Below are 24,148 nucleotides of genomic sequence, written 5' to 3'. Positions count from 1 at the left end.
CGGCTACGGGACCTGCTGCCATGGCTTACGACGGGTCTGCCAGGGCCGCGGCTTCCTGGCGACGGATGTTGCCGATTTGCCGTAGGCTAAGGCCGTACTTGTCCGCCAGCTCACTGCGTGAACTGCCCTTCGAACTTTCCTCCTGGATCTGCCGGTTGCGCAATTGCCGGCTGAAGTGATCGGCCTTGGGAATCTCAAGCGCCAGCCCGGCGAAACGTTCAATCAGCCGTGCCAGTGCTTCGGGCGGCAGGTGCTTGGCCAGCGCCGTGCGCTGCGCGTGCTTGGGAATGTACTTGGGACGCCCACCGTACAGGCAGGTGAGGTGGTAGGCGTTCTCCACGCCAATGCAGTCGATCAGGCGTTGCAGCGAATGGGGCAGTTGGCTGATATCGACTTGCTTGAGGTCATTGATGTCCATGCTGACGTCCTTGTAATGGCGAAGGAGCTGGATGCCCTTCCAGGTAGGGGGTTGTGCCAGGCAAATTCTAAGGCGTATCGCGCGCAGCTACAGACGGCAACGGTGATGCGTGCGGTAGGAAAATGGGCGTTGTGGTGTAGTGCGAATCGGCGTGTGGGCGGGGAGAGGTGCAGAAACAGGCGTTGTGGCGTTTAGCCGCTAACGCGAGGGTGCTGGAAGCATGGGGGCGGAATAGATAAGGCTGCCACGGGCATGGGAAAAGCGAGCCCGCAGGCTCGCTTCTGGAATCAGCGTCCTTGCATGAAACCGGGGCCGCCACCATGGCCGCCACCGAAACCGCCGCCACCGCCACCGCCGTGGCCACCGCCGCCACCGCCTGGTGGCATGAACATCCAGCAACCGCTCAGCGATGCGATCATGAGAAGGGGAATCAGCAGAGTGATTCGACGCAACATGGGTAAATCCTCATAGAGTGAAGCACCCGTCCACAAAGCAGGATGGGCACTGTACTATGAGACCCTGAAAACCCCGGCGCATCCCCGCGATCGGGTATGTGCTTGGTGTGGCTGTTGACACCCATTCGATACAAATGAACCAGGAAGTACCCCCATGACCCAGAAGCAACGCCTGATCTATTCCGTCTTCATTTCCATCGCCGTGCTGGCCATCATGCTGGGCCTGTCGTGGATGCAAAAAGACGGCCTGATCAGCGAGAAACTGTTCCAGTACATCGCCATTGGCGTCGCCGTGGTAGTGGTCGTGTTGAACGGCATCATGCGCCGCAAGGTCAAGCCCTGACGGCAGGTCCATGACAACAACGTAGCCGCTGCCGCAGGCTGCGCTGGCCTTATGCCTCGCTGAAGATCTTCTGGGTTCAAACGGGCCAGCGCAGCCTGCGGCAGCGGCTACACCCGTGGAGATCAATGCGGGCGCAGCATGCCCAGGGCGTGCTCGCTCAGGCCGTAGGTCTTGTCGGCGTGCATCTCGATCACGCCTTCGCTGCCCAAGCGCTTGAGCACCTCGCGCACGCTCAGGAACGACAGCGGGATGTCCAGCTCCTGCAGGTGCGTGTGCACCGCCCGCACGCCAATGCTGCGGCCCTCGCGCTCGGCACCCAGCAGGGCGTCGATCACCTTCAGGCGGATCAGGCTGGTGCGCAGGCCATACGCCTTGAGCAGTACCTTGATCTGGCTGTTGCTGCAGCGCTCGGGCAAGGGCTGTGCCGCGGTTTGCGGGCGCGCCGCGGCCAGGGCGGGGGTGGGCATTGGCGAGTTGTGCATGGGAAAACTCCTGTTCCAGAGCTGGTCCGGTGAAATATCGCTCCTACGTATAGGACGAATGGACCGCTTGAATCATGAACCCCCAACTGTGGAAAATTCGTGATTTCCCCGTGTACAGGTTGGAAAAGATTCACATCAAGGCTGGGCAGGAATGCTGTTGAGCACCGTGTTGCCTTCGTTGTTCTGGGTCAGGTAGATGGGCAGCACCTTGGGCAGGCTGGCCACCAGGTTGCGGATGCGCGTGGTGTCGTACATGCCGCCGATGCGGATGTGTGCGCTGTGGTCGTCGCCCAGCACCAGGGGTTTTTCCAGGTAGCGGTTGATCAGCGGCAGCGCATCGGCCAGCGGCAGGTTGTCGAGGATCAGCTTGCCGTCGCGCCAGGCCAGGCTGTTGTCGCCGGCGTAGGTCTGGCTCAGCTGTGGCTCGTAGTCGCCGGCCTTGTAGCGCGCCTGCATGCCCGGGCCCAGGCGGAAGCCGCCGTCCGGGTCGGCGTTGATGCTGCTCACCAGCACCGAGCCTTCCACCAGGGTCACGCGCACCTGATCCTGGTATTTCCACACGTTGAAGCGGGTGCCGGTGACCTTGATGCGGCCCTCGGCAGCCTTGACCACGAAGGGGTGCTGGGCGTCGTGGGTGACCTCGAAGAAGGCCTCGCCGCGGCTCAGGCGCACCTGGCGGTGGTCCTTGAAGTTGGTGTAGCTCAGCTCGCTGTCCAGGTTCAGCTCGACGCGCGTGCCATCGCCCAGCACCACGTGGCGCAGGGCGCCCTGGCTGGTCTCGTGCTGGTACGCATCCGGCAGCCAGCCGGCGCTCCAGCCGGTGTAGGCTGCCAGGGGTAGCGCCACGGCGCTGATGGCCGCCGCCACGGCCCAGCGCCGCAGGGCAGGACGGCGCGTGGGGATTGCCACCACCACCGCAGGCCCAGGCCGCGGCAGCTGATCGGACAGGGTCCAGATCTCTGCCATGGCTGCATATTCCCGGGCGTGCAAGGGGTCTTCGCCCAGCCACTGTTCGAACTGCGCGCGCTCCTGGGCCGAGCAATCCTCGGCGTGCAGGCGCATGCACCACTGGGCGGCGGCCTCGGTGATGGCGTCAGAGTGGTCAGGGGTGGCGGGCATTTCGATGGCAGGCTCCAGAATCAATGCGCCATTCTAACCCCTGGCCTCGAATGGCTGGAACCCGCAATCATGGCAATTCGCTTATAGACCCGCACTTATTGTTTATCGAGGCCCCCTGCTGCCGTGGCCAGGGGGCTTGCGCAAGCGGGTTACCAGAGCTCACGCCCCAGCGTCGTTGCCAGCAGGGTAACGGAGTCAGCGTTGTCGAGAATAACCTGGGCGCGGCGCAATGGGTCCAGCATGAACACCATCCGTGCCACGTCGAGGTCCGTGGCGCCGGTGTGCTTGTACACCCGCTCCAGGCCCTTGCCGTCCGCGTCGGCCAAGTCACGAAGCACGCCGCTCGTTCGGTCTTCCACCTTGAACAGTCGGTTATGAGGCGTCTGCAGCGACAGGCCGCGTCGGTGCATGTTCAGCTGCTGGATGAAGAATTGCTGCCCGGCGCTGGTGTTGTACAGGGTATCGACCGGCGGGTAGCCGGAGTTCAGGTAGGCGATGTCGGTGGTGCGGTTGGTCTGGTGTGACACTTCATGAATCAGAGTGGTGGCCTGGGCGTGAAGCAACGGGTCGATCACGCTCTTGAGCGGATCGACGTTGAGCAGGATGCTGAAGTCCAGCTGGAAGAACTGCTCGGTCAGGAAGATGCGCCGGTGGTGATCGCCGCGAAACACGAAACCGTGAGTGCGGGTGTAGCCTGGTCGATTCAGGCCGAATATCAGCCGTCGGGAATTGAGCGGTTCCAGCGACCGGTCCTGCAGCCCCGACAGCACGCTGGTCAAGGCACGGCGCACCTGGTGCAGCAGCTTCGGGGTGGTGGCGGCTACGCCAAACGCGTCCATCAACAGTGATTCGGTGCGGGCAGGCAGCGACTTCTCCGGCTGGCGGGCATTGAGGTTCTCCAGCGCTGTCATCAGGTACGTGGACGCTTGGGCGTGGGCGGTGCAAACCTGCTGGGCCTTGGCGGGGTCGCCCGTGAACAGCTGCTCCATGCCTTTGTACTGGGTGATGAAAACGCGATTGATCTGCTCGTCAGTGCCATGCTGGTCGAGGATGCGCAGGATGTTGTAGCCGTTGCTCAATGGCGGCACCGAGATCACCAGTTCCCAAGCCCCGGTCGCCTGCCATTCGATGCGTGGCCCCTCGCGCTGGTCGCGGGTGAGGAACCATTGGCCGTTTTCTTCACGCACCTTGCACACGCGCCCCTGAATCACCACGTAGAACTGCTGGTTGTACCGGTACACGTTGCGGCTGGCGTCGAAGGTCATGCGCCGCAGGTCCACCTCATGGGCCTCGAACAGGCTGATGCGCTCTATTTTCGCTGCCTCAAGGCGGAAGTTCGGGATAGCCGGCAGGGTTGGCGCGCCGCGCGGGGCGGCGGGCCACAGGCGGCGGCCAACGCCCATCATGTGTTCGGCAGAGTTATCCGAGCCGGCCAGCAGCCCCAGCGCGGCGACGAAATCGGTCAAGGCCTCGCCCCAGCGTTGCCGGGATGCAGCGTTGATCGAGGCCTGGAACCAGTTCTCGCTCTGCCACAGGTTGAGCAGCTTGGCCAGCGAGCCTGGCAACAGGATCGAGCCCTGCTCGATGCCCAGGGTCATCAGGTAGCGGAAGGTTGCCCAGTTTGCTTCCTCGGTGGTCACCGTGGCCGTCTTGTTGACCCGTTTCAATACCACCAGGTTGTCCTGGAACAGGTAGTGCAGTGCACTGCCGGTAACCGGGGTGGCGGAGTAGACCTGGGTGCCATCGGGCCGCAGTTCCACGTCCAGGGGCGATTCACCCAGCATGGGCAAGTGGGGGTGGTTAAACCCGTGGCGTGCGTAACGGTTGCTGATGGCCGGGTCCAGTTGGGCGATGACTTCGGCCTGCATGGCCGTGTCGGCGCGCAATTTGGCCAGCAGGTCGTCGGCGTTGGCGTATTCACGGAACACCGACTCTTCGTGGTAGGGGGTGTAGAGCACCAGCGGCCCGTGGGTGATGTCCTTGGGACCGATCAGGTGCATGCCTGTCGCGGTGTCCGGGTCAAGGTAGCTGGCGGCTTGAAACTGCAGGGGCCGGATCACCACATCGACGCCGGCCAAGGGTTGCCGCGCCAGGTCATCGGGCATGGTCAGCACGGTGGCCACGTAACGGTACGCGGTGTCGCTCAGGCTCTTCGCCAGTTTTTGTTGAAAGGCGGTGGTGAGCAGCTCTGCCGTCAATTGCCTGCAGTATCGCAATTGCCGCGTGGCGTAGTCGGCATCGTCTGGGCTCAGGCGGTTAGCCAGCAGTTGGCGGTACTGGCTGGCTGCGTCGAGGCTGGCCACCATCTTGCGCACGTAGTCGCTGTCCAGCCCCGCTGGCAGTGGGCTGGCGTCGGCCATCTCGAGGATCGCGGGCGTGCCCGGCAGCAGGGTCAACTGGTCGATGGCGGCGGTGGTCAGGGTCTCGCGGTGCACCTGGGTAGCGGCAGGCAGTTGCGAGGGGATCTCACCGGCCCCTACCATGCCGGGGGTGTAGTGGCGCAGGGTGATGAGCACGTCGTCCGGGTTCGGCGCCTTGTCGCCCAGGTCCTGTTGCAGGCGTTCCATCACCCGCCCACGGGTGAAGGACTTGAGGTCGGGAATGTCGAACAGATAGTCCTCGCCCAAGGCCTGCAGGCGCGCGCACGTGCCAACCAGTGCGGTATAGGTCGTGAGCGCCTGGGTGGAAGCATCGGTGAGCCAGCTTGGCAGGGTCGTCTTCAGGTGCCAGTAATCCAGGGCGGTATCCAGCCCCTGCAGGTGAGTGGTCAGGGCGTCCTTGACCGCGTTGAGGTGCACGTAGCGGCGAACCAGCTCACCGCTGAAGCGCAGCGTGCAGCCCAGCTGATAGGCACTGCGGGTAGCCTGGCGTTGGCGACGGCGTTCATCGAGCTGCAACCGGCGTGGCAGCGAATCGGTGATCGGCCAGGTCGCCAGGCTCAGGGCCAACTCGGGTGTGCGGCTCAGGGCTCGGCTCAGTGCCTCGTCATCGTCAGGCGGCAACAACGACAGCCAGTCGACGTTCAAGGGTGGGTTGCGCAGGCGGTCCCCCAGCGATTGCAGCAGCAAGGTGCGGGTGCTGAATACCTCCACGCCTGCCAGCACCGACCAGAGCACCACCTGGCCAGAATCATCGCCGTCGGTGTGTACCACGAACACGTTGCTCAGCACCGCCTCGGGCCGGTCGTTGAAGCGCACGCTGACGCCGTGGGCCTTGGCCTGGCCTGCGCCAGTGGGGCGTTGATGTTCCAGTGGGTAGTCCAACACCTGTTGCAACTGGTCGAGGGCGCCGGCCGCAAGCTTGCCAAAACGCCGTTGCATGCCCAGCTCCAGGCGCAGCAGGCCCTCGCGGATCTGCCGGGATTCGGCTTGGGGCCAGGCCCACAGGCCTTGCAGGCGCAGGCCGCGGTCGGCTTCCAGCACCGTGGTAAAGGTCTTGTCCAGGCGTGAGCCTGCGTGGTTCAGCAGCGCTGTCACCAGGCTTTTCGGCAGTGCCTGGAGCACCCCGCCATGTTGCTCCTGGGCCGCTGGCAGCCAGCGCGGGCGCCCTTCGGGGCGGCTGACGCGCTCTACCAGGACGTCCGCCAGGCTCACCCACAGCGGTTGCTCGTCCCCCGTTGCGCTCAGGTCGAAGGTCACTGACTGGCTCGACAGGTGTGCGCTGATCACGCTCAAGGCCGGGTCCAATACATCGGCAGCACTTTCCTCCAGGTCGGCAATACCACCGCGCAGGGCTTGGTGGCGGTTGTTGAATTCGTGCAGTTGCTTCATCCACTGGGCGGTCTGTTTCAGCGCGCCGGGCCGCGCCAGCAGCACGCCTTGCTGCAACAGCGGCACCGGCCGCCAGCGTCGCGTGGGGTCCAGGTTCAGCAGGCGCTGGTCGACCAGCCCCCGAACGTCCAGCGCCTGGTCGACCAGCACCATGGCGCGGCCGGGGCTTGCGCCGCGTTGCAGCAGGCAGCTGCGCAGGTTGCGCGCCTGGCACTGGGCGATAGCGTCCATGCAGGCCAGCAGCGGTGTGGCGCCCAGGGGTGGGGTCAACAGCTGCGGGCGCTTCACTGCTGCCCATGCCGCATGATCGGCTTGTGCCACGGCGGCCGGCGCTTCGGGTAGCGCGGTCAGGTAAAGCATCAGCGACATCCGGCTGGCATGGCGCTGCAGTTCGCCTTGGCCATCGTAGACATACACCGAGGGCCCGGCAGGGTCGGCGATCAGCAGCGCGCCTGCCACGTTCACCAGTGGGGTGGTCTGGCCGTGTTCTGCCAGGGTCAGCCCAAGGGCCTGCCCGTTGGTCAGGGCCGCACGCAGCCAGGGCCAGTGCTCGTCCAGCAGTTGGCCGTTGGCTCGTGCCTGCAGCAGGGCCTGGTAGAAGGCCGCGCCATAGAGTTGGGCCAGGGATGCACGCTGGGGTTGCCAGGCCTGCTGCAGCGCCGCGACATACGCATCGGGCAGGGCGGTGAAGCTCTCGTCCAGCGTGGCTTGCAGCGCAGTGCGAGTCTCGTCGCTCAGCGGCTGGTCGTCGTGGGGCAGCCAGTTGAGCTGCTCGTCGCTGGCCAGCGGTTGGCTGGCGAACACTTGCAGGTGGTATTCGGCCAGGGTCTGGGTCTGCCTGACCGTGCCATCGTGCTGGCTGATGCGTTGCAGCCAGACGTTGTCGGCGTCGGTGGCCTTGTCGGAGAAATGGGCTGCCAGGGTTGTTTCCGCGCGTTTGTGCAGCTGGCCGTCCAGGCTGGGCAGTTGCCCGAACCAGCGGGCTGCTTCGGCCAGGTGCTCGGCGCGTTGCAACACGTAGGTGGCGCTGATGTTGTCGAACAACGGCTGTTGCACCTGCTCCAGTTCAAACTGCGCCTGCGGCGCACCTTGTAATGCGCGCAGGCGAGTCTCCAGGGCCGTGCGGTCGGTAAAGGCCTGGATGCCGTCCAGCAGCGTCCACAGGTACACGGAGGGGTTTGCCGGGTCGGGGTGGCTGAACACCATGGCGCCTGCCAGCTGTGGGTCCAGGCGCTGGTCCGGGCCCAGCAGGGGTTGGTCGACGCGCAAGGTATCAGGCGATTTGTCGGCCAGCAGCAGCCAGTCGTATTCCACCTGGCTCAGGCGTTCGTCCCTGAAGGCTCGCCTGACGTTGCTGACAAACCGGCTGCGCAGCAGATCGGGGTGGAAAAACGGAACATGGACGATAGGGGTAGGCATGACGGCTCCAATTGCCGTGAAATGGACGCCCAAAGTAGTTTTTCCATGCCTGTAGGCGGCACTAGATGTGTAGCACCGCCCCTGCGGCGCCGGTGCTATTGACAGCCGCGTGGAGGCGGTGCGATTAATCGGCTATTCCCGTGCAAGGAGCTTGTGATGCCTGCTGTCGACCTTCCAGACGCCACGACGTTGGCCTTCGACCAACTGGTGCAGTTGCTAAGCCAGATCTTCCAGCGCCATGGGGCCTCGGCCTCGGTGGCCCAGGTGCTCGCGCACAACTGTGCCACCGCCCAGCAGGACGGCGCCCACAGCCACGGCGTGTTCCGCGTGCCGGGCTACGTGTCGTCCATGGCCAGCGGCTGGGTGGACGGTGCAGCGGTGCCGGTGGTCGAAGATGTGGCGTCGGGATTCGTGCGTGTGGACGCTGCGCGCGGCTTCGCCCAGCCGGCACTTGCAGCTGCGCGGCCGTTGCTGGTGGCCAAGGCCCGTGAGGCCGGCATCGCGGTGCTGGCGATTCGCAATTCACACCACTTCGCCGCGCTGTGGCCCGATGTCGAGCCCTTCGCCCGCGAGGGGCTGGTGGCCTTGAGCGTGGTCAACAGCATGACCTGCGTGGTGCCCCATGGCGGCCAGAAACCCCTGTTCGGCACCAACCCCATCGCCTTCGCCGCGCCCTGCGAAGGTCATGACCCGATCGTCTTCGACATGGCCACCAGCGCCCTGGCCCACGGCGACGTGCAGATCGCTGCGCGCCAGGGCGTGGCGGTGCCGCCCGGCACTGGCGTGGATCGCCACGGCCAGCCGACCACCGATCCCAAGGCGATCCTTGACGGCGGTGCGCTGCTGCCGTTCGGCGGGCACAAGGGATCGGCGCTGTCGATGATGGTGGAGCTGTTGGCCGCTGCGCTGACTGGCGGCAACTTCTCCTTTGGTTTCGACTGGAGCCAGCACCCGGGGGCGCAAACGCCGTGGACCGGCCAGCTGATCATCGTCATCGACCCCAGCAAATCCGCCGGCAACGACTTCGCCGCGCGTAGCCGCGAACTGGTGGAGCGCATGCAGGAGGTGGGCGTAACGCGGATGGCCGGGGAGCGGCGTTATCGCGCCCGGGCCAGAGCGCAACAGGAAGGGGTACGGATTGGCGTGGAAGAGTTGGCGCGCCTGCAGGCGCTGGCGCTGCGTGAATGACGCGGCCTGCGGCCGCTGCTACGGGGGTTGGTGTGTAGCAGCTGCCGCCAGGCGGCGTCCTGCGCGCCCGTTACGAACGGCGGCCCAGCAGCAGGCCCACCACCAGGCCGAAGCCGGCGGAAATGGCCACGGTCTGCCACGGGTGGCCACCGATGTATTCCTGGGTGGCTTCCACCACTGGCTGGGCACGGTCGCGAGCGCCGCTCACCGACTCACGGGCTTGCTTGAGCTTCAGGCCAACCTGTTCGCGCCAGGTCTCGGCTTCTTCCCCCACCAGTTCCGCGCCATTCTTGAGCAGGGCTTCGGATTCCTCGATCAGCGCCTGCAGTTCACTGAAGGCTTGATCCTTGATCTGATCGGCGGCTTGCGAGGCAGTTTTACGGGCCATATGCGTTGCTCCTGGTAATTGATGGCAGTGAACAATGGATTGCAGCAGTGGGCGAAAGTTGCAGCGGTGTTCAGGTCCGCCTGCCCGACAGTGTAAGATAGCGGCCAATTTTCACGCTGCAGGGTTATCCCATGAGTTTCAATCTGGCCAACATGAGCCTCGCCGAGCGGGCGATGATCGAGGACGAGAAATCCCGCCTGTTCGACCTCTGGCAGTCCAACCTGGGCAAGGCCAAGGCCGACGCCGCGCGCCTGATCAGCGAGAAGTCCAAGCGCAAGGGCCGCTGGGCCGAATGGGTACGCGCAGAGCTTGATGGCATGTCGCCGCCCGAGTACGCCAACATGGTGCGTGCCGAGGTCAACCGGCTAATGGCCGCCAACAAGTAACGCATCGCCCACGCACGCACTGATGGCCTCGCGCACGCGCAGCAGCGCCGGGTCGATCTGCGCGTGGGTGCGCCAGCCCATCTCGATGGGGTAGCGCGGCAGGTTCAGCGGGCAGGGCAGGGTCGCCAGCCCGCACACCTGGGCGATGCGCCACGCGGCGTGGGCCGGCACCGTGGCAATCGCCCGCGAGCCCTTGAGCAGGTAGGGCAGGGCGGCGAAATGGGTGGTCGAGGCCTGCACCTGACGGGTGCGGCCCAGGGCCGCCAGGGCTTCGTCGATGATGCCGATGAAGCCACCCGAGGAAATCAGGATCTGCTCGCGGGCAACGAATTCGTCCACTTCAATCTCGGCCTGCCCAGCTGCCAGGCTGGCCGGGTCCACCAGGCTCAGGTAATCGCCTTCGCCCAGCACCTGGCGGCTGAGCATGCGTTCGTTGAAGCCGCCGGCGGTGATGGCCAGGTCCAGGGTGCGCTCGCTCAGGGCCTGGGCGACGATCTGCGTGTGGGTTTGCCGGAAGATCAGGCGCAGCCCCGGCGCCCGGCGCTCCACTTCCTCGATCAGTGCGCGGCCGAAGGCAATCTCGAAATCATCCGACAGCCCCAGGCTCACCGCGCGGCCGCGGTAGTCGCTGGCGTTGGGGTCGAGCAGGGTCAGGCTCTGCCGGCACTTGTTCAACGCCTCGCTGATCAGCGGCTTCAACTGATTGGCCCGCAGGGTCGGCGCCAGGCCGCGCCCGGTGCGCACGAATAGCGGGTCACCATACACCTCGCGCAGGCGGCGCAATGCCGCGCTCACTGCCGACTGGGTCACGCCCAGGCGCAGGGCCGCACGGCTGGCGCTGACTTCGTCGTGCAGGGCTTCGAAGACTTTCAGCAGGTTGAGATCGACGTCGACGATATTCATCTGGTTCATATCATTCAGAATTGAATGGGGCTTTATTCATGATTCACCAGCCGCCGACAATGTGCAAACAGTCCTGCACACGGAAGCTACCTGCTATGTCGAAATCCATCGTTGCCGCCCTGCAAATCGGCGCCTTGCCCGGCGGCAAGGCCGACACCCTGGCGCACATCCTCAGCTACGAAGACGCCATCCGCGACGCTGGCGCCCAGCTGGTGGTCATGCCCGAAGCGCTGCTGGGCGGCTACCCCAAGGGCGAGACCTTCGGCACCCAACTGGGCTACCGCCTGCCCGAGGGCCGCGACGCCTTCGCCCGCTACCACGCCAACGCCATCGACGTGCCCGGCGCCGAAACCGAGGCCCTGGCCGGCCTTGCCCAGCGCACCGGCGCCAACCTGGTGCTGGGGGTGATCGAGCGCAGCGGCCATACGCTGTTCTGCACCGTGCTGTACTTCTGCCCGCAACAAGGCCTGGTGGCCAAGCACCGCAAACTCATGCCCACCGGCACCGAGCGGCTGATCTGGGGCAAGGGCGACGGCTCAACGCTGCCGGTGGTGGAAGGCGCGGCCGGGCGCATCGGTGGTGCGGTGTGCTGGGAAAACTACATGCCGCTGCTGCGCATGGCCATGTACGCCAAGGGCGTGGACATCTGGTGCGCGCCCACGGTGGATGAGCGCGAGATGTGGCAGGTGACCATGCGCCACGTGGCCTGCGAGGGGCGTTGCTTCGTTGTCAGCGCCTGCCAGGTGCAGGATTCGCCTGCGGCCTTGGGCACCGAGGTGGCCAACTGGCCGTCGGAAAGGCCGCTGATCAATGGTGGCAGTGTCATTATCGGGCCGTTGGGGGATGTGCTAGCGGGGCCCTTGGTGGGGGAGCGCGGGTTGCTGGTGGCTGAAATCGACAGTGAGGATTTAGTGCGTTCTCGCTATGATTTCGACGTGGTTGGGCACTATTCGCGGCCGGATGTGTTTGAGTTGGTGGTGGATGAAAGGGCGCGTCCGGGGGTGAAATTTATTTAAAGTGAGCCAAGAGCCACACCGCGTTCCGCTGTTGATCTTGATCCCGTGCGGCCGTTGATCTTGATTGTGTGCCCCATAAAGCGCCAGGGCCGACTGGAGGCGTCGGCCGAGCGGTCCCTGGCGTAGCCGGGGAAGACGGAACCGGAGGCGCTTCTATTCCGGGCCGTCGTCCGCTTGGGCGACGCTGGAAGGAGGGGACCCGCAGCGAAGCGTAGGGACCAAGCAGGGGCAAGCCTTTTTTGGTTATTTTTTGACTGGGCCGGCACACCGGGCGTTTGTCAAAAAGTGACTCGTCGTAAGGCCGAAAACGTGATTTTGCATCACCCGTAGTAATGGATATGTTCGCGGATTCTGGATCCCGCTTCGGCGATTTCGAACATATCCATTTTCGCGGGGATACCACTGACCGTTTCGCCCTTACGGCGACTCACTTTTTTTCAAACGCCAAAAAAAGTAAGCAAAAAACGCTTGCCCCTGCTTGGGCCCTCCGCTGCGCTACGGGTCCCCTCCTTCCGGCGCCGCTCAACGGGCAGACGGCACCCGCTATAGAAGCCTGCGGGTTACCGTCTCTTCGGCCTGCGGCCTCGGCCCTTCGGGCAGCCCGTTGATCGACGCCTCCAGTCGGCCCGGGCGCTTTACGGGGCATACAATCAAGATCAAGAGCCAGATCAAAAGCAAAATCAAAAGCCAGATCAAAGGCTTGTTCATGGCGATTAGCCGCTCCTTCGGGGGGTAGATGCTGGCCCAATGCAATAATTTCACATCCCATTCGACTAACTGTCATTAAACCGAAATATTCAAAGCATTAAATCGTCACGGCCAAACCCGTGTGGGTAGGACCCACTCAAACCAATTTGCCGAGGTGTTGCCGTGACGCTGCTGAATAAAAATCGTCTGTCGCTTTTGCTGGCCTCCCTGTGCCTTTCGGGCCTGGCCCACGCGACCGATGTAACCGGTGCGGGCTCCAGCTTTGTTTACCCAGTGCTGTCCAAGTGGTCCCAGGACTACAGCAAGCAGAAAGACAACCGCATCAACTACCAGTCCATCGGTTCGGGCGGCGGCATCGCCCAGATCAAGGCAGCCACCGTTGACTTCGGCGCATCGGATGCCCCGCTCAGCGCTGACGACCTGAAAGCAGCCGGCCTGGGCCAGTTCCCCAGCGTCATCGGCGGCATCGTGCCGGTCTTCAACGTCGAAGGCGTGGAAGGCGGCAAGCTGAAGCTGGACGGCCAGACCCTGGCTGACATCTTCCAAGGCAAGATCACCAAGTGGAACGACAAGGCCATCGAGGCCCTGAACCCAGGCGTCAAGCTGCCTGAAACCGCCATCACCGTGGTGCACCGTTCGGACGGCTCGGGTACTTCGTTCAACTTCACCAACTACCTGTCCAAGGTCAGCCCAAGCTGGAACGACCAGCTGAAGTTCGGCACCACCGTGGCTTGGCCCGTGGGTGTGGGCGGCAAGGGCAACGAAGGTGTGGCTGCCTACGTGAAGCAGATCAAGGGCTCCATCGGCTACGTCGAATACGCCTACGCCCTGCAGAACAAAATGGCCACTGCCCAGCTGAAGAACGCCGCCGGCAAGTTCGTCGAGCCTAACGCCAAGGCCTTCCAGGCTGCCGCCGATACCGCCGACTGGGCCAGCGCCAAGGACTTCAACCTGATCATGACCAACGCCCCGGGCGACAACGCCTGGCCGATCACTGCCACTACCTGGATCATCATGTACAAGCAGTCCAAGAACGCCGAGCAGAGCAAGGCCGCCTTTGACTTCTTCAAATGGTCCCTGGAAAACGGCCAGCAGCAGGCCAGCGCCCTGGACTACGTAGCACTGCCGAACTCGCTGGTGCAGAAGATCGAAGGTTACTGGAAATCCGATTTCGCCCATTGATGTGAAGTAAACCGGCGCGCCCCCGCCGGACCTCGGGTCCGGTGGGGGCGTACGCCTTGCGAGTGGATTGCCATGACAGATAACACCCAATACATGACCTCGACCAGCTCTACCACCGATGCCAGCGAAGCCCGTGCGGCACGCGACCATCGCCACGACATGTGGTTCCGGCGCACCATGATGGGTGCCGGCATGCTGGTGCTCGTGCTGCTGCTGAGCATCGCCGGCTCTACCCTGTGGGGCGGCAGCGAAGCGTTTCGCACCTTTGGTTTCGGCTTCCTGACCAGCACCCAATGGGACGTGGTCAACGGCCAGTTCGGCGCCGTCGTGCCTGTTTTCGGCACACTGGTGACCTCGCTTTTGGCGTTGCTGATCGCCGTTCCGGTGAGTTTCGGCATCGCCATTTTTCTTACGGAAGTGGCGCCCATGTGGCTGCGCATGCCGATTGCCTCGGCGATCGAGCTGCTGGCCGGTATCCCGTCGATCATCTACGGCATGTGGGGGCTGTTCATCTTCGGCCCGTTCATGGCCGCGCACCTGGCGCCGTGGATCAACGACCACCTGGGCGCACTGCCCGTGGTCGGCGCGCTGTTCCAGGGCCCGCCCCTGGGTATCGGCATGCTCACCGCCGGTATCGTGCTGGCGATCATGATCACCCCCTTCATCACCTCGGTGATGCATGAGGTGTTCCGCAGCGTGCCTACCACGCTGAAGGAATCGGCCTACGCCCTGGGTAACACCACCTGGGAAGTGGTCTGGGACATCGTGCTGCCCTACACCCGCTCGGCGGTGGTCGGCGGTATCTTCCTGGGCCTGGGTCGCGCCCTGGGCGAGACCATGGCGGTGACCTTCGTGCTGGGCAACGCCCACCAGTTCTCCGCTTCCTTGCTGATGCCCAGCAGCTCGATCGCCTCGGTGATCGCCAACGAGTTCAGCGAGGCCTACACCGACCTGCACCGTTCGGCGCTGATCGCCCTGGGCTTCCTGCTGTTTGTCGTCACTTTCGTGGTGCTGGCGGCTGCCCGCCTGATGTTGATGCGCTTGTCGCGTAAAGAGGGACTATGAACGACAACGAGCGGCTGTACCGTGTTCGCCGCCTGAAGAACCGTATTGCCATGGCCCTGAGCTGTGGCGCCACGGCCTTTGGCCTGCTGTGGCTGGTGTGGATCCTGATCACCACCCTGATCAACGGCTTCAAGGCGCTGAACCTTGCCTTGTTCACCCAGATGACCCCGCCACCGGGCACCGAGGGCGGTTTGGCCAACGCCTTCTACGGCAGCGCCCTGATGTCGGTGCTGGCCCTGCTGATCGGTACGCCGATTGGCCTGGCCGCTGGTATCTGGCTGGCCGAGTTCGCGCGCCACTCCAAGCTGGGCAACACCGTGCGCTTCATCAACGACATCCTGTTGTCGGCGCCGTCCATCGTGCTGGGCCTGTTCATCTACACCGCGGTGATCCTGCCGCTCAACCACCTCACCAACCACCAGGTGGGCTTCTCGGCGTTCGCCGGTGCCCTGGCCCTGGCGCTGCTGGTGATTCCGGTGGTGGTGCGCACCACCGATGAAATGCTGCAACTGCAGCCCTCGACCATGCGCGAAGCCGCGCTGGCCCTGGGTGTGCCGCAGTGGAAGCTGACCCTGCAGATCGTCCTGCGCGCCGCCAAGGCGGGCGTGGTGACCGGTGTGCTGCTGGCCCTGGCGCGTATCACCGGCGAAACCGCGCCGCTGCTGTTCACCGCGTTCGGCAACCAGTTCTGGAGCAGCAACCTGCTCAAGCCGATCGCCAGCGTGCCGGTGGTGATCTTCCAGTACGCCATGAGCCCCTTCGACGACTGGCACGCCATCGCCTGGGCGGGTGCCCTGGTGCTGACCCTGTTTGTCCTGGCCCTGAGCCTGCTCTCCCGATTGATCCTTTTGCGCAATAGGTCTCACTAATGACAAGTCTTGCCCAGGAACGCACCAAAATCCGTGTGCGCAACCTTGAATTTTTCTACGACCAGCAGCGCTCGCTGAAATCCATCGACATGGACATCCCCGAGAAGCGCGTGACCGCCATCATTGGCCCGTCCGGCTGCGGCAAGTCCACGCTGCTGCGCGTATTCAACCGTATCTACGCGATGTACCCGAAACAGGAAGCCAAGGGCGAAGTACTGCTCAACGGCGAGAACATCCTGGCCCCGAACTATTCGATGAACCGCCTGCGCAGCCACGTAGGCATGGTGTTCCAGAAGCCGGTGCCGTTCCCGATGTCGATCTACGACAACATCGCCTACGCCGTGCGTCACCATGAGAAACTGGGCCGCCGCGAAATGGACGACCGCGTCGAACAGGCGCTGCACGGTGCCGCCCTGTGGGGCGAGGTGAAGGACAAGCTCAAGCAGAGCGCCCAGAGCCTCTCCGGTGGCCAGCAGCAACGTCTGTGCATCGCCCGCACCATCGCCCTGAAGCCTCAGGTGTTGCTGCTGGACGAGCCGACCTCGGCGCTGGACCCGATCTCCACCGGCCGCATCGAGCAGCTGATCACCGAGCTCAAGGAACAGTTCACCGTGATCATCGTGACCCACAACATGCAACAGGCCGCGCGCTGCTCGGACTACACCGCGTTCATGTTCATGGGCGAGCTGATCGAGCACGGCGACACCGACACGCTGTTCACCAACCCGGCCAAGACCCAGACCGAAGACTACATCACCGGTCGGTTCGGCTGATCTGACGCGGCCTGCGGCCGCTGCCACTTTTTTCGTAGCAGCGGCCGCAGGCCGCGTCACACCCGCACGATCAACCGATGCACGCGCTTGCCCGACGACAGGCTCGTCGACTCGTCATCCAGCAGCACCTCCACACTGCCCAATGCCTCGCGCACCAGCCGCCGATCGAAGGCGCTGTACAGCCGCCCGGCCGCGTCGCGAATGGACGCATCAGGGGTCACCCGCCAGCTCAAATACAAGGTCCCGCCTGGGCGCAATAGCTCGCGCAGGCGCCGGGTAGCTGCGGCCACCTGTGCTTCGGGCAGGTGCATGATCACCGTTTCACACAGCACATTCTGCAAGCTGCCAGCCTTAAGGCCCTCCAATTCGGGCAGGTGCATCAGCGCAAAGCGCAGGTCGGGGTGCAGGGTGCGGGCCTGGGTCAGCAGGCCGCTGCTGGCTTCCACGCCCAGGGCGTCGAAGCCCTGGGCGCTGAGCCAGGCCAGGTCGCGGCCACTGCCGCAGCCCACGTCCACCGTAGGGCCGGGGCGGAAATGGCGCAGCAGCAGGGCGTACATGTCGCTGGGAGGTGCCTGGTGGTTCCATTCGCGCGCGTAGTCGGGCGCGCGTTGGTCATAGGCCTGGAGGGTCTTGGGGTCCACGTTCGGTTCCTGGAAAAGGCGGCATGCCATCACTCTAGACAATGTGCCAGCACCAGGGGTTCGCCTTGTTTTCAGGCGCTCAGTGCCCAGCCTGGTTCCAGTGGCGGTAGCCCGTGGTGGGCGCGGGCGCGGTCGCAGGCTTCGTTGTGCGTGCCGGTCTCCCAGGACGCCTCGAATTCGCGGCAGGTGCTGGAACGTTGCTCGTACATGGTGCAGCCCACCGAACAGCCGATTTCCCCGGCCAGGCTGGTGCAACGCGCCGGCTTGCCCTCGGTGCCACGCATGGCCACGTGGTTGGGGCTGACCTGCACGGTCAGTTCATCGGGCACCAGCCCGCCCACCGAGGTGCATTCGCCCCAGTAGAAAGACACACGGAAAAACGCGCAGCAGGCGCCGCAACTCACGCAAGGGTTGTTATCAGACATGATGAAGGCAGGATTCGATACGGGCGGCGAACTCAGGACGAGGACCGCAACCGAGGGCCTATTCTAGGCATCGCCGCGCCGTTGAGAAGAGGGAAACGGGGGGCTTGAGCAAATATATTTGTGTGGCGTTGTGGGCGCTTTTGTGCAGCGCGAACCGGCGCTGGGCCGGTTCGCGCCGCGCCCTGTTTCAGCGCCCGGCCAGCAGGCGCTGGCGCTTGAAATCGCGCTCGGTCAGGTAGCCGAAAATCAGCCCCAGGGCGCTCCACATCACCAGCTGGATACCCAGGGTGGCGAGGCGGAACTGCCAGAGGTTTTCTGCCGGGAAGCCGTCGGGCACCTCGTTGACCGGCGGGAACACCGAGCCGCCCAGGTTCACCACCAGCAGGTACAGGGCGATGCCGATCAGGGCAGCGGTCCAGGCGCCATGGCGCGGCAGCAGGTTGCGGGCGAAGTTCACGGCGATGACCATGGCCACCACCGACAGCATCACCATCAGCAGGAACAAGTGGGTACGCTCGCGGATAGTGTCGGGGTCGCCGATGGACGGCGGGTTGGCGGGGTATTTCAGCGCCGGCACCACGATCACCGCCACGAACGCCGCCAGCGCGAGCAACGCGGCCAGCCCCCGCGGGCCCAGGCGTCCGACCCGGCCCACGCAGTTGGCGAAGGCCAGGGCAAACAGCGCGCCCATGCTGGCGCTGTACACCACCACGCCGCTGATCAGGCCGATGCCGCTCTGCAGCTCGCGGCCCACCAGCTCGGGGGCGGGGCCCTGGTCCAGGTGTTCCTCGAAGGCAAAGGCCTGGTCGATCTGGGGTTCGCCGAAGCATTTGGCGAAGCTGAACGCGAGAAAGCCGGCAAGGATGCCGACGAACATGCCGCGCAGGAGCAGTGAACCGGTCATGAAGGCGCTCGTCTAGCGAATAGGTGCAGGCGAGTGTAAACCGGCCCCGGGCCATTGCGACGGGGCTGAGTTTTTTGTCATATAGGATGAAAAAGGAGGACCTGCCATGTACAGCCATATTCAACTGGGTGCACGGGACTTGCCGCGGCTGGCGGCGTTTTATGATGCCGTGCTGCATGAACTGGGGCTTGAACGCATGCCGGATGATAACGACGGCGGGCCGCCGGGGGCCGGCTGGCAGGTGCCGGGCCGGCGCTGGCCGCAGTTTTTCGTGCAGGAGCCGTTCAACGGCCTGCCGGCTACCTGGGGCAATGGTGTACAGGTCAGTTTTGCCGCGCGCAGCCGTGCCCAGGTTGATGCGGCGTGGAAGACCGCGGTGCAGTTGGGCGGCCAGGACGAAGGCGCCCCGGGCCTGCGGCCGCAGTATTCAGCCGACTACTACGGCGCCTACTGCCGCGACCCTGAGGGCAACAAACTCTGCTTCGTACACGCGGAGGGCCTTAACCCGTAGCAGCGGCCCAAAGGCCGCGTCCGGGGGCGCTACGGTGTTGGCGTCGGACGCAGCCTGCGGCAGCTGCTACGGGGGCTAGGCTGTAGCAGCGGCCCATAGGCCGCGTCCGGGGGGCGCTACGGTGTTGGCTTCGGACGCAGCCTGCGGCAGCTGCTACGGGGGCTAGGCTGTAGCAGCGGCCCAAAGGCCGCGTCCGGGGGCGCTACGATGTTGGCGCCGGACGCAGCCTGCGGCAGCTGCTACGGGGGCTAGGCCGTAGCAGCGGCCCAAAGGCCGCGTCCGGGGGCGCTACGGTGTTGGCTACGGAGGCAGCCTGCGGCAGCTGCTACGGGGGCTAGGCTGTAGCAGCGGCCCATAGGCCGCGTCCGGCCGCGCCACGGTGCTGGCTTCGGACGCAGCCTGCGGCAGCTGCTACGGGGGCTAGGCCGTAGCAGCGGCCCAAAGGCCGCGTCCGGGGGCGCTACGGTGTTGGCGCCGGACGCAGCCTGCGGCAGCTGCTACGGGGCGGGGGTGTCGGGGGTGTCGGAGATGGCGCGGTGCAGGTCGGCGTTCAGGCGTTCGCCGGCGTAGGCCTGGGCCTGGGCGGATTTCTGTACCAGGTTGCCCAGCCCGAAGAACTCATGGGTGACACCGCTGTACACCCGGCGCTCCACGTTCACGCCGGCTGCTTTCAACGCGGTTTCCATCAAGGCGCCGTCGTCACGCAGCGGGTCGACCTCGGCGTTGATCAGGGTCACCGGTGGCAAGCCCTGCAGGTTGGCGTGCAGCACGTCCAGGCGCGGGTCCTGTTTCTGCCCCGGGTCGCTCAGCAGCTGGTTGAAGAACCACGGCATCATCGCCGCGTTCAACGGCTTGGCGTGGGCGTATTTGCTGTAGGACTCGGTGTCGCTGCCGGTCTGGGTCACCGGGTAGATGGCCAGCACGTGCTTGGGCGCGGCCAGGCCTTGCTCATGGGCGGCGATGGCAGTGGCCAGGGCCAGGTTGCCGCCGGCGCTTTCACCGGCCAGGGCCAGGTGCTTGGGGTCGCCGCCCACGGCGCGGGCGTAGTGGGTCAGCCAGCGGTACACGGCCACGCCGTCATCGGCGGCGGCGGGAAAGCGGTCTTCCGGGGCGCGGCGGTAGTCGATGGACACCACCACGGCATCGGCCACCTTGGCCAGGGCGCGGGCCGAGCTGTCATAGACCTTGCGGTCAGCCAGCACCCAGCCACCGCCGTGGAAGTACAGGATCACCGGCTTGAAGCCACCGCCATCCGGGGTATAGACCGTGGCCGGGATCTGCCCGGCGGCACCCGGCACGCTACGGTCGTAGGCCTGCACGCCAGCCGCGTCGCCGGCCACGCCTTGGTCGGCCAGTACCGCCTTGGCGGCGTCGGCCAGGGTTGGCTGCACCCGCGCGGTCGCCACGTCCAGGGTCTCGATGGGTTGCGGGTTGAGGCTGGCCAGCTTGTCCAGCACCAGGCTCATGTCGGCATCGGTGCGCAGGTTGGCGGCTTCGATCTGCGCCAGTTGCTCGGGGGTAGGCGCCTTGGGCGTGCTGGAGCAGCCAGCCAGCAGGGCAACGGCGAGCAGGAGGAGGGTGGAGGGTTTGGTCATCGACAGGGGGCCTTGAACAGGAAGAAAAGACTCACCCAACTGTAGCGCCTGGCGCAGAGCGGCGCGACACAAATCCTGTGTCAGGCAAACAAGGCAGACAGCGCCACTCCATCAGGCCATGGCACGGTGCAACAAATGTAGCACCGGCCGGTAGGCCGGGTCGCGCCGTGCGGACGGCGCTCGATCTCAAGACCGCTGCAAAACCCCAGACATGCACTTGGCGGCCATAACGCAATCCTGTAGCCGCTGCCGCCAGGCTGCGCTGGCTTGTGTGAACCCTGAAGATCTGCAGTGTGGTAAAGGGCCAGCGCAGCCTGGCGGCAGCGGCTACGCGATTGCGGGGGATTTGAGAGGTGCATGGCGGGTTTTTTGTGGTGTTCATGAGATCGAGCGCCGCCCGCGCGGCGCTTCGGGGGCAGAGCCCCCTCCCACGTTTGTTTCGGGCCAGTTATGCCTGTGGCATCACCTGGTCCGCTTTGTTTGTATGGCTGGGGATTGTTGTTGGCCCAAAAACAAAACACCCCGCACTCGGCGGGGTGTTTTGTTTTGCATGGGTTAATCAACCCACCAACTGAAACCCAGCATGCTGCACCAGGTCCAGCAACGGCTGCGGGTACACGCCCAGGGCGAACGCCAGGATGGCGATGGCCAGCAGCATCACGCCGCCGGTGCGTTGTTCCCAGTTGAACGGCGCATCGTGGCGACGCAGGGTCGGCTCGATCAGGTACAGGGTGACCATCACGCGCAGGTAGTAGAACACGCCGATGGCGCTACCGATCACCAGGGCGCCGGTCAGCCACCACAGTTGCGACTGCACGCCAGTGGCGATGATGTAGAACTTGCCGATGAAGCCGGCGGTCAGCGGGATGCCGGCCAGGGATAGCATCATCACGGTCAGCACGGCGGTCAGGTACGGACGGCGCCAGAACAGGCCGCGGTATTCGTACAGGGCGTCGGCGTCACGGCCGTTGTACGGCGAGGACATCAGGGTAATCACGCCGAAGGCGCCCAGGCTGGTGATGACGTAGGTCACCAGGTACACGCCGATGGCCTCCAGCGCCAGGCCCTTGCTGGCCACCAGGGCGATCAGCAGGTAACCGAAGTGGGCGATCGACGAGAAGCCCAACAGGCGCTTGAGGTTGGTCTGGGTCACCGCCAGCAGGTTGCCGATGATGATCGAGGCCACCGCAATCACTTCCAGCACGGTGGTCAGCACGCCGCTGCTGGCCGCAGGCGACAGCTGGAACAGACGCACCACCACCGCGAACACCGCCACCTTGCTGGCCGTGGCCAGGAAGGCCGCCACCGGCGCCGGGGCGCCTTCGTAGACGTCCGGGGTCCACAGGTGGAAGGGTACCAGCGACAGCTTGAACGCCAGGCCCACGAACATCATGCCCAGGCCCAGGGCCGCCAGGCTGCTCGGCTTGCCGGTGGCTGCCAGGGCGCGACCGATGTCGGCGAACTGCAGGCTGCCGGCGTCGGCATACAGCAGCGCCATGCCGAACAGCAGGAAGGCGGAACCGGCGGCCGACAGCACCATGTACTTGATGCCGGCTTCCAGCGAACGCTTGTTGAAGAACGCGTAGGCGATCAGGCCGTAGGTGGGCACCGACAGCAGTTCCAGGCCGATGAACAGGCTCGACAGGTGCTGCGCGCTGACCAGCACCATGCCGCCGGCGGCGGCCATCAGGATCAGCAGGTACAGCTCTTCGCGGTTGCCCGGGTAGCCCGAGCCGCCATCACCCAGGTAGGCGTGGGCGAGGGTCACGCACGCCAGCGTGGCGATCAGGATCAAGGCAATGTACAGGCAGGCGAAGTGGTCGATCTGGATCAGCGAGGTGACGCTGATGGGCGACACCTTGAGGGCCGGCAGCACCGACAGCAGGGCAATGTTCAGCCCCGCCACCGACAGCAGGAAGGTTTGCGAGTGATTGCGCCGCCAGGCGATCGCCAGCATCACCACGACAACGGTGAGGCTGGTGATCAGCAGCGGTGCAAGCGCGATAAAGTGTTGAAGGGTCAGGTCCATAGCGCTCTTACCGGGCCGAAGCGAGTTGAGTGAAAGCGGTGCCGAACCACTGCTGCACACCGGCCATGGTGGCCGAAGAGGTGTCCAGGAACGGTTGCGGATAGACGCCAAGCAGTACCAGCAGGGCGGCAAGGCCCAGCACCATGATCAGTTCGCGGTTGTCCATGCCGGCCAGGATCGCGTCGGATTTCGACGGGCCGAAGTAGGCGCGGTGGATCATGATCAGCGAGTACACCGAGCCGAACACCAGGCCGGTGGTGGCGATGATGATCACGATCGGGGCAATCGGGAAGCTGCCGATCAGGATCAGGAACTCGCCGACGAAGTTGCCGGTGCCCGGCAGGCCCAGCGACGCCGCCGCGAAGAACAGGCTGATGGCCGGCAGGTAGGCGATGCGCGACCACAGGCCGCCCATCTCGCGCATGTCACGGGTGTGCAGGCGCTCGTACAGCTGGCCGCTGAGGATAAACAGCGCCGCTGCCGACAGGCCGTGGGCCAGCATCTGGATCACCGCGCCTTGCAGCGCCTGTTGCGAACCCGAGTAGATGCCGATCAGCACGAAGCCCATGTGCGACACGCTGGAGAAGGCGATCAGGCGCTTGATGTCGGTCTGCGCGAACGCCAGGAAGGCGCCGTAGAAGATACCGATCAGGCCCAGGGTCATGGCAATCGGCGCAAACTCGGCCGAGGCATGCGGGAACAGCGGCAGGGCGAAGCGCAGCAGGCCGTAGGCCGCGGTCTTCAGCAAGATACCGGCCAGGTCCACCGAACCTGCAGTGGGCGCCTGGGCGTGGGCATCCGGCAGCCAGGAGTGGAACGGCACCACCGGCAGCTTCACCGCGAAGGCGATGAAGAAGCCCAGCATCAGGATGTATTCCACGCCGTGGGGCAGGTTGGTCTTGAGCAGGTCGCTGTAGTTGAAGGTCAGCACGCCGGTGGCGTTGTAGTTGAACAACACCAGGCCCAGGATCGCCACCAACATGATCAGGCCGCTGGCCTGGGTGAAGATGAAGAACTTGGTCGCCGCGTAGATCCGGGTCTTCTTGCCGTCTGCCGAGCTGTGACCCCAGAGCGCGATGAGGAAGTACATCGGCACCAGCATCATTTCCCAGAAGAAGAAGAACAGGAACAGGTCCAGGGCCAGGAACACCCCGACCACGCCGCCCAGGATCCACATCAGGTTGAGGTGGAAGAAGCCGACGTGGCGCTGGATCTCTTTCCAGGAACACAGCACCGACAGCACGCCGAGCAGGCCGGTCAGCAAGATCATCAGCAGCGACAGGCCATCGAGGCCCAGGTGCACGCTGATGCCGAAGCGCTCGATCCACTGGACCTTGAATTCATAGGCCCAGACAGGTGCGGCGCCCGGGGCAGGGGCCAGGTGGTAGTCGCCATGGGCCCACAGCCAGAGGCCGAGGGCGAGTTCCAGGGACATGGTCAGCAACGCGATCCAGCGTGGCAGGGTGGCGCCGGAGCGCTCACCCAGCCAGCACAGAAGGCCGCCGATAAAGGGGATCAGGATCAGCCAGGGCAGAATCATGACGGGCTCAATTCCTTTC

The 24,148-nt window shown here is 64.8% G+C and carries 23 protein-coding genes; 9 read left to right on the top strand and 14 right to left on the bottom strand.

The window, feature by feature from the left end; translation table 11 throughout:
- Nucleotides 1-25 precede the first annotated feature (25 nt).
- Nucleotides 26-418 (bottom strand): Mor transcription activator family protein, encoded by a 393-nt coding sequence (locus tag AC0Z2B_RS08025; RefSeq protein ID WP_416425262.1) that lies wholly within the window; start codon nt 416-418, stop codon nt 26-28.
- A 287-nt stretch (nt 419-705) separates the two neighbouring features.
- The gene (locus AC0Z2B_RS08020) at nt 706-873 is read right to left on the bottom strand and encodes a hypothetical protein (RefSeq protein ID WP_473003129.1); all 168 of its coding nucleotides are present in this window, start codon (nt 871-873) and stop codon (nt 706-708) included.
- Nucleotides 874-1,027: 154 nt separating this feature from the next.
- Between AC0Z2B_RS08020 and AC0Z2B_RS08015 the strand changes: the two genes are divergently transcribed.
- Nucleotides 1,028-1,216, top strand: a complete 189-nt coding sequence (locus tag AC0Z2B_RS08015; RefSeq protein WP_416425260.1) for a hypothetical protein — start codon at nt 1,028-1,030, stop codon at nt 1,214-1,216.
- A gap of 122 nt (nt 1,217-1,338) precedes the next feature.
- Here AC0Z2B_RS08015 and AC0Z2B_RS08010 read toward each other — a convergent pair whose 3' ends face one another.
- From AC0Z2B_RS08010 to AC0Z2B_RS08000, 3 genes are all read right to left on the bottom strand, one after another.
- Entirely contained in the window at nt 1,339-1,698 is a 360-nt protein-coding gene (locus AC0Z2B_RS08010; RefSeq protein ID WP_473003127.1) for a fe2+ zn2+ uptake regulation protein, read from the bottom strand.
- A 135-nt stretch (nt 1,699-1,833) separates the two neighbouring features.
- Nucleotides 1,834-2,817 carry a FecR family protein gene (locus tag AC0Z2B_RS08005; protein WP_476295838.1) on the bottom strand — a complete coding sequence of 328 codons (984 nt, stop codon included), beginning with the start codon at nt 2,815-2,817 and terminating at the stop codon, nt 1,834-1,836.
- A gap of 149 nt (nt 2,818-2,966) precedes the next feature.
- Complete coding sequence (locus AC0Z2B_RS08000; RefSeq protein WP_476295837.1) at nt 2,967-8,006, bottom strand: hypothetical protein; 5,040 nt, start codon at nt 8,004-8,006, stop codon at nt 2,967-2,969.
- A 156-nt stretch (nt 8,007-8,162) separates the two neighbouring features.
- Between AC0Z2B_RS08000 and AC0Z2B_RS07995 the strand changes: the two genes are divergently transcribed.
- The gene (locus AC0Z2B_RS07995) at nt 8,163-9,194 is read left to right on the top strand and encodes an Ldh family oxidoreductase (protein ID WP_476295836.1); all 1,032 of its coding nucleotides are present in this window, start codon (nt 8,163-8,165) and stop codon (nt 9,192-9,194) included.
- A 70-nt stretch (nt 9,195-9,264) separates the two neighbouring features.
- On the opposite strand, the gene AC0Z2B_RS07990 is transcribed toward AC0Z2B_RS07995, so the two are convergent.
- Complete coding sequence (locus AC0Z2B_RS07990) at nt 9,265-9,582, bottom strand: ElaB/YgaM/YqjD family protein (protein WP_416425255.1); 318 nt, start codon at nt 9,580-9,582, stop codon at nt 9,265-9,267.
- A gap of 131 nt (nt 9,583-9,713) precedes the next feature.
- On the opposite strand from AC0Z2B_RS07990, the gene AC0Z2B_RS07985 reads away from it, so the two are divergent.
- Entirely contained in the window at nt 9,714-9,968 is a 255-nt protein-coding gene (locus AC0Z2B_RS07985) for a hypothetical protein (RefSeq protein WP_416425254.1), read from the top strand.
- Here the strand turns inward: AC0Z2B_RS07985 and AC0Z2B_RS07980 are convergent.
- Nucleotides 9,948-10,880, bottom strand: coding sequence for a LysR family transcriptional regulator (locus tag AC0Z2B_RS07980; protein ID WP_416425253.1), 933 nt, complete (start codon nt 10,878-10,880; stop codon nt 9,948-9,950). The genes AC0Z2B_RS07985 and AC0Z2B_RS07980 overlap by 21 nt on opposite strands.
- An 86-nt stretch (nt 10,881-10,966) precedes the next feature.
- Between AC0Z2B_RS07980 and AC0Z2B_RS07975 the strand changes: the two genes are divergently transcribed.
- Nucleotides 10,967-11,887, top strand: a complete 921-nt coding sequence (locus tag AC0Z2B_RS07975; RefSeq protein WP_476295835.1) for a carbon-nitrogen hydrolase family protein — start codon at nt 10,967-10,969, stop codon at nt 11,885-11,887.
- Between the two features lie 543 nt (nt 11,888-12,430).
- Here AC0Z2B_RS07975 and AC0Z2B_RS07970 read toward each other — a convergent pair.
- Nucleotides 12,431-12,595: a hypothetical protein gene (locus tag AC0Z2B_RS07970; RefSeq protein WP_476295834.1), complete on the bottom strand. Its 165-nt coding sequence runs from the start codon at nt 12,593-12,595 to the stop codon at nt 12,431-12,433.
- A gap of 162 nt (nt 12,596-12,757) precedes the next feature.
- On the opposite strand from AC0Z2B_RS07970, the gene pstS reads away from it, so the two are divergent.
- From pstS to pstB, 4 genes are all read left to right on the top strand, one after another.
- Entirely contained in the window at nt 12,758-13,777 is a 1,020-nt protein-coding gene (pstS, locus tag AC0Z2B_RS07965) for a phosphate ABC transporter substrate-binding protein PstS (RefSeq protein WP_416425251.1), read from the top strand.
- Between the two features lie 72 nt (nt 13,778-13,849).
- Nucleotides 13,850-14,842, top strand: a complete 993-nt coding sequence (gene pstC / locus AC0Z2B_RS07960; RefSeq protein WP_416425250.1) for a phosphate ABC transporter permease subunit PstC — start codon at nt 13,850-13,852, stop codon at nt 14,840-14,842.
- Entirely contained in the window at nt 14,839-15,711 is an 873-nt protein-coding gene (pstA, locus tag AC0Z2B_RS07955; RefSeq protein WP_416425249.1) for a phosphate ABC transporter permease PstA, read from the top strand. Before pstC ends, pstA begins: the two co-directional genes overlap by 4 nt.
- Nucleotides 15,711-16,484, top strand: coding sequence for a phosphate ABC transporter ATP-binding protein PstB (pstB, locus tag AC0Z2B_RS07950; RefSeq protein ID WP_416425248.1), 774 nt, complete (start codon nt 15,711-15,713; stop codon nt 16,482-16,484). Before pstA ends, pstB begins: the two co-directional genes overlap by 1 nt.
- Nucleotides 16,485-16,540: 56 nt before the next feature.
- Here pstB and AC0Z2B_RS07945 read toward each other — a convergent pair whose 3' ends face one another.
- The 3 genes from AC0Z2B_RS07945 to AC0Z2B_RS07935 form a co-directional block, all read right to left on the bottom strand.
- Complete coding sequence (locus AC0Z2B_RS07945; protein ID WP_416425247.1) at nt 16,541-17,125, bottom strand: class I SAM-dependent methyltransferase; 585 nt, start codon at nt 17,123-17,125, stop codon at nt 16,541-16,543.
- 71 nt (nt 17,126-17,196) lie between these two features.
- Nucleotides 17,197-17,550 (bottom strand): YkgJ family cysteine cluster protein, encoded by a 354-nt coding sequence (locus AC0Z2B_RS07940; protein WP_416425246.1) that lies wholly within the window; start codon nt 17,548-17,550, stop codon nt 17,197-17,199.
- Between the two features lie 187 nt (nt 17,551-17,737).
- Nucleotides 17,738-18,454, bottom strand: a complete 717-nt coding sequence (locus AC0Z2B_RS07935) for a CbtA family protein (protein ID WP_476295833.1) — start codon at nt 18,452-18,454, stop codon at nt 17,738-17,740.
- Nucleotides 18,455-18,560: 106 nt separating this feature from the next.
- On the opposite strand from AC0Z2B_RS07935, the gene AC0Z2B_RS07930 reads away from it, so the two are divergent.
- Nucleotides 18,561-18,965 carry a VOC family protein gene (locus AC0Z2B_RS07930; protein WP_416425244.1) on the top strand — a complete coding sequence of 135 codons (405 nt, stop codon included), beginning with the start codon at nt 18,561-18,563 and terminating at the stop codon, nt 18,963-18,965.
- A 497-nt stretch (nt 18,966-19,462) separates the two neighbouring features.
- On the opposite strand, the gene AC0Z2B_RS07925 is transcribed toward AC0Z2B_RS07930, so the two are convergent.
- The 3 genes from AC0Z2B_RS07925 to nuoM all read right to left on the bottom strand — a co-directional run bounded on the left by AC0Z2B_RS07925 (nt 19,463) and on the right by nuoM (nt 24,129).
- A complete protein-coding gene (locus tag AC0Z2B_RS07925; RefSeq protein WP_476295832.1) occupies nt 19,463-20,560 on the bottom strand; it encodes an alpha/beta hydrolase in 1,098 nt (365 codons plus the stop codon).
- Nucleotides 20,561-21,119: 559 nt separating this feature from the next.
- Nucleotides 21,120-22,589, bottom strand: a complete 1,470-nt coding sequence (gene nuoN, locus AC0Z2B_RS07920; protein ID WP_476295831.1) for an NADH-quinone oxidoreductase subunit NuoN — start codon at nt 22,587-22,589, stop codon at nt 21,120-21,122.
- Between the two features lie 7 nt (nt 22,590-22,596).
- Nucleotides 22,597-24,129: an NADH-quinone oxidoreductase subunit M gene (gene nuoM / locus AC0Z2B_RS07915; protein WP_416425241.1), complete on the bottom strand. Its 1,533-nt coding sequence runs from the start codon at nt 24,127-24,129 to the stop codon at nt 22,597-22,599.
- Nucleotides 24,130-24,148: the final 19 nt, after the last annotated feature.

This window comes from Pseudomonas sp. GYB4201, assembly GCF_056312595.1.
Note: the sequence above shows the minus strand (reverse complement) of the source record. Positions and strands in the feature narration are given on the sequence as shown.

Bases quoted from the DNA above. Each gene is read 5' to 3' on its own strand.
- AC0Z2B_RS08025 (WP_416425262.1), bottom strand. From the start codon at position 418: ATGGACATCAATGACCTCAAGCAAGTCGATATCAGCCAACTGCCCCAT.
- AC0Z2B_RS07970 (WP_476295834.1), bottom strand. From the start codon at position 12,595: ATGAACAAGCCTTTGATCTGGCTTTTGATTTTGCTTTTGATCTGGCTC.
- AC0Z2B_RS07980 (WP_416425253.1), bottom strand. From the start codon at position 10,880: ATGAACCAGATGAATATCGTCGACGTCGATCTCAACCTGCTGAAAGTC.
- AC0Z2B_RS08015 (WP_416425260.1), top strand. From the start codon at position 1,028: ATGACCCAGAAGCAACGCCTGATCTATTCCGTCTTCATTTCCATCGCC.
- AC0Z2B_RS08010 (WP_473003127.1), bottom strand. From the start codon at position 1,698: ATGCACAACTCGCCAATGCCCACCCCCGCCCTGGCCGCGGCGCGCCCG.
- AC0Z2B_RS08005 (WP_476295838.1), bottom strand. From the start codon at position 2,817: ATGCCCGCCACCCCTGACCACTCTGACGCCATCACCGAGGCCGCCGCC.
- AC0Z2B_RS07990 (WP_416425255.1), bottom strand. From the start codon at position 9,582: ATGGCCCGTAAAACTGCCTCGCAAGCCGCCGATCAGATCAAGGATCAA.
- AC0Z2B_RS08020 (WP_473003129.1), bottom strand. From the start codon at position 873: ATGTTGCGTCGAATCACTCTGCTGATTCCCCTTCTCATGATCGCATCG.
- AC0Z2B_RS07985 (WP_416425254.1), top strand. From the start codon at position 9,714: ATGAGTTTCAATCTGGCCAACATGAGCCTCGCCGAGCGGGCGATGATC.
- pstC (WP_416425250.1), top strand. From the start codon at position 13,850: ATGACAGATAACACCCAATACATGACCTCGACCAGCTCTACCACCGAT.
- AC0Z2B_RS07930 (WP_416425244.1), top strand. From the start codon at position 18,561: ATGTACAGCCATATTCAACTGGGTGCACGGGACTTGCCGCGGCTGGCG.
- nuoM (WP_416425241.1), bottom strand. From the start codon at position 24,129: ATGATTCTGCCCTGGCTGATCCTGATCCCCTTTATCGGCGGCCTTCTG.
- pstB (WP_416425248.1), top strand. From the start codon at position 15,711: ATGACAAGTCTTGCCCAGGAACGCACCAAAATCCGTGTGCGCAACCTT.
- AC0Z2B_RS07940 (WP_416425246.1), bottom strand. From the start codon at position 17,550: ATGTCTGATAACAACCCTTGCGTGAGTTGCGGCGCCTGCTGCGCGTTT.
- nuoN (WP_476295831.1), bottom strand. From the start codon at position 22,589: ATGGACCTGACCCTTCAACACTTTATCGCGCTTGCACCGCTGCTGATC.
- pstA (WP_416425249.1), top strand. From the start codon at position 14,839: ATGAACGACAACGAGCGGCTGTACCGTGTTCGCCGCCTGAAGAACCGT.
- AC0Z2B_RS08000 (WP_476295837.1), bottom strand. From the start codon at position 8,006: ATGCCTACCCCTATCGTCCATGTTCCGTTTTTCCACCCCGATCTGCTG.
- AC0Z2B_RS07995 (WP_476295836.1), top strand. From the start codon at position 8,163: ATGCCTGCTGTCGACCTTCCAGACGCCACGACGTTGGCCTTCGACCAA.
- AC0Z2B_RS07925 (WP_476295832.1), bottom strand. From the start codon at position 20,560: ATGACCAAACCCTCCACCCTCCTCCTGCTCGCCGTTGCCCTGCTGGCT.
- AC0Z2B_RS07975 (WP_476295835.1), top strand. From the start codon at position 10,967: ATGTCGAAATCCATCGTTGCCGCCCTGCAAATCGGCGCCTTGCCCGGC.
- AC0Z2B_RS07935 (WP_476295833.1), bottom strand. From the start codon at position 18,454: ATGACCGGTTCACTGCTCCTGCGCGGCATGTTCGTCGGCATCCTTGCC.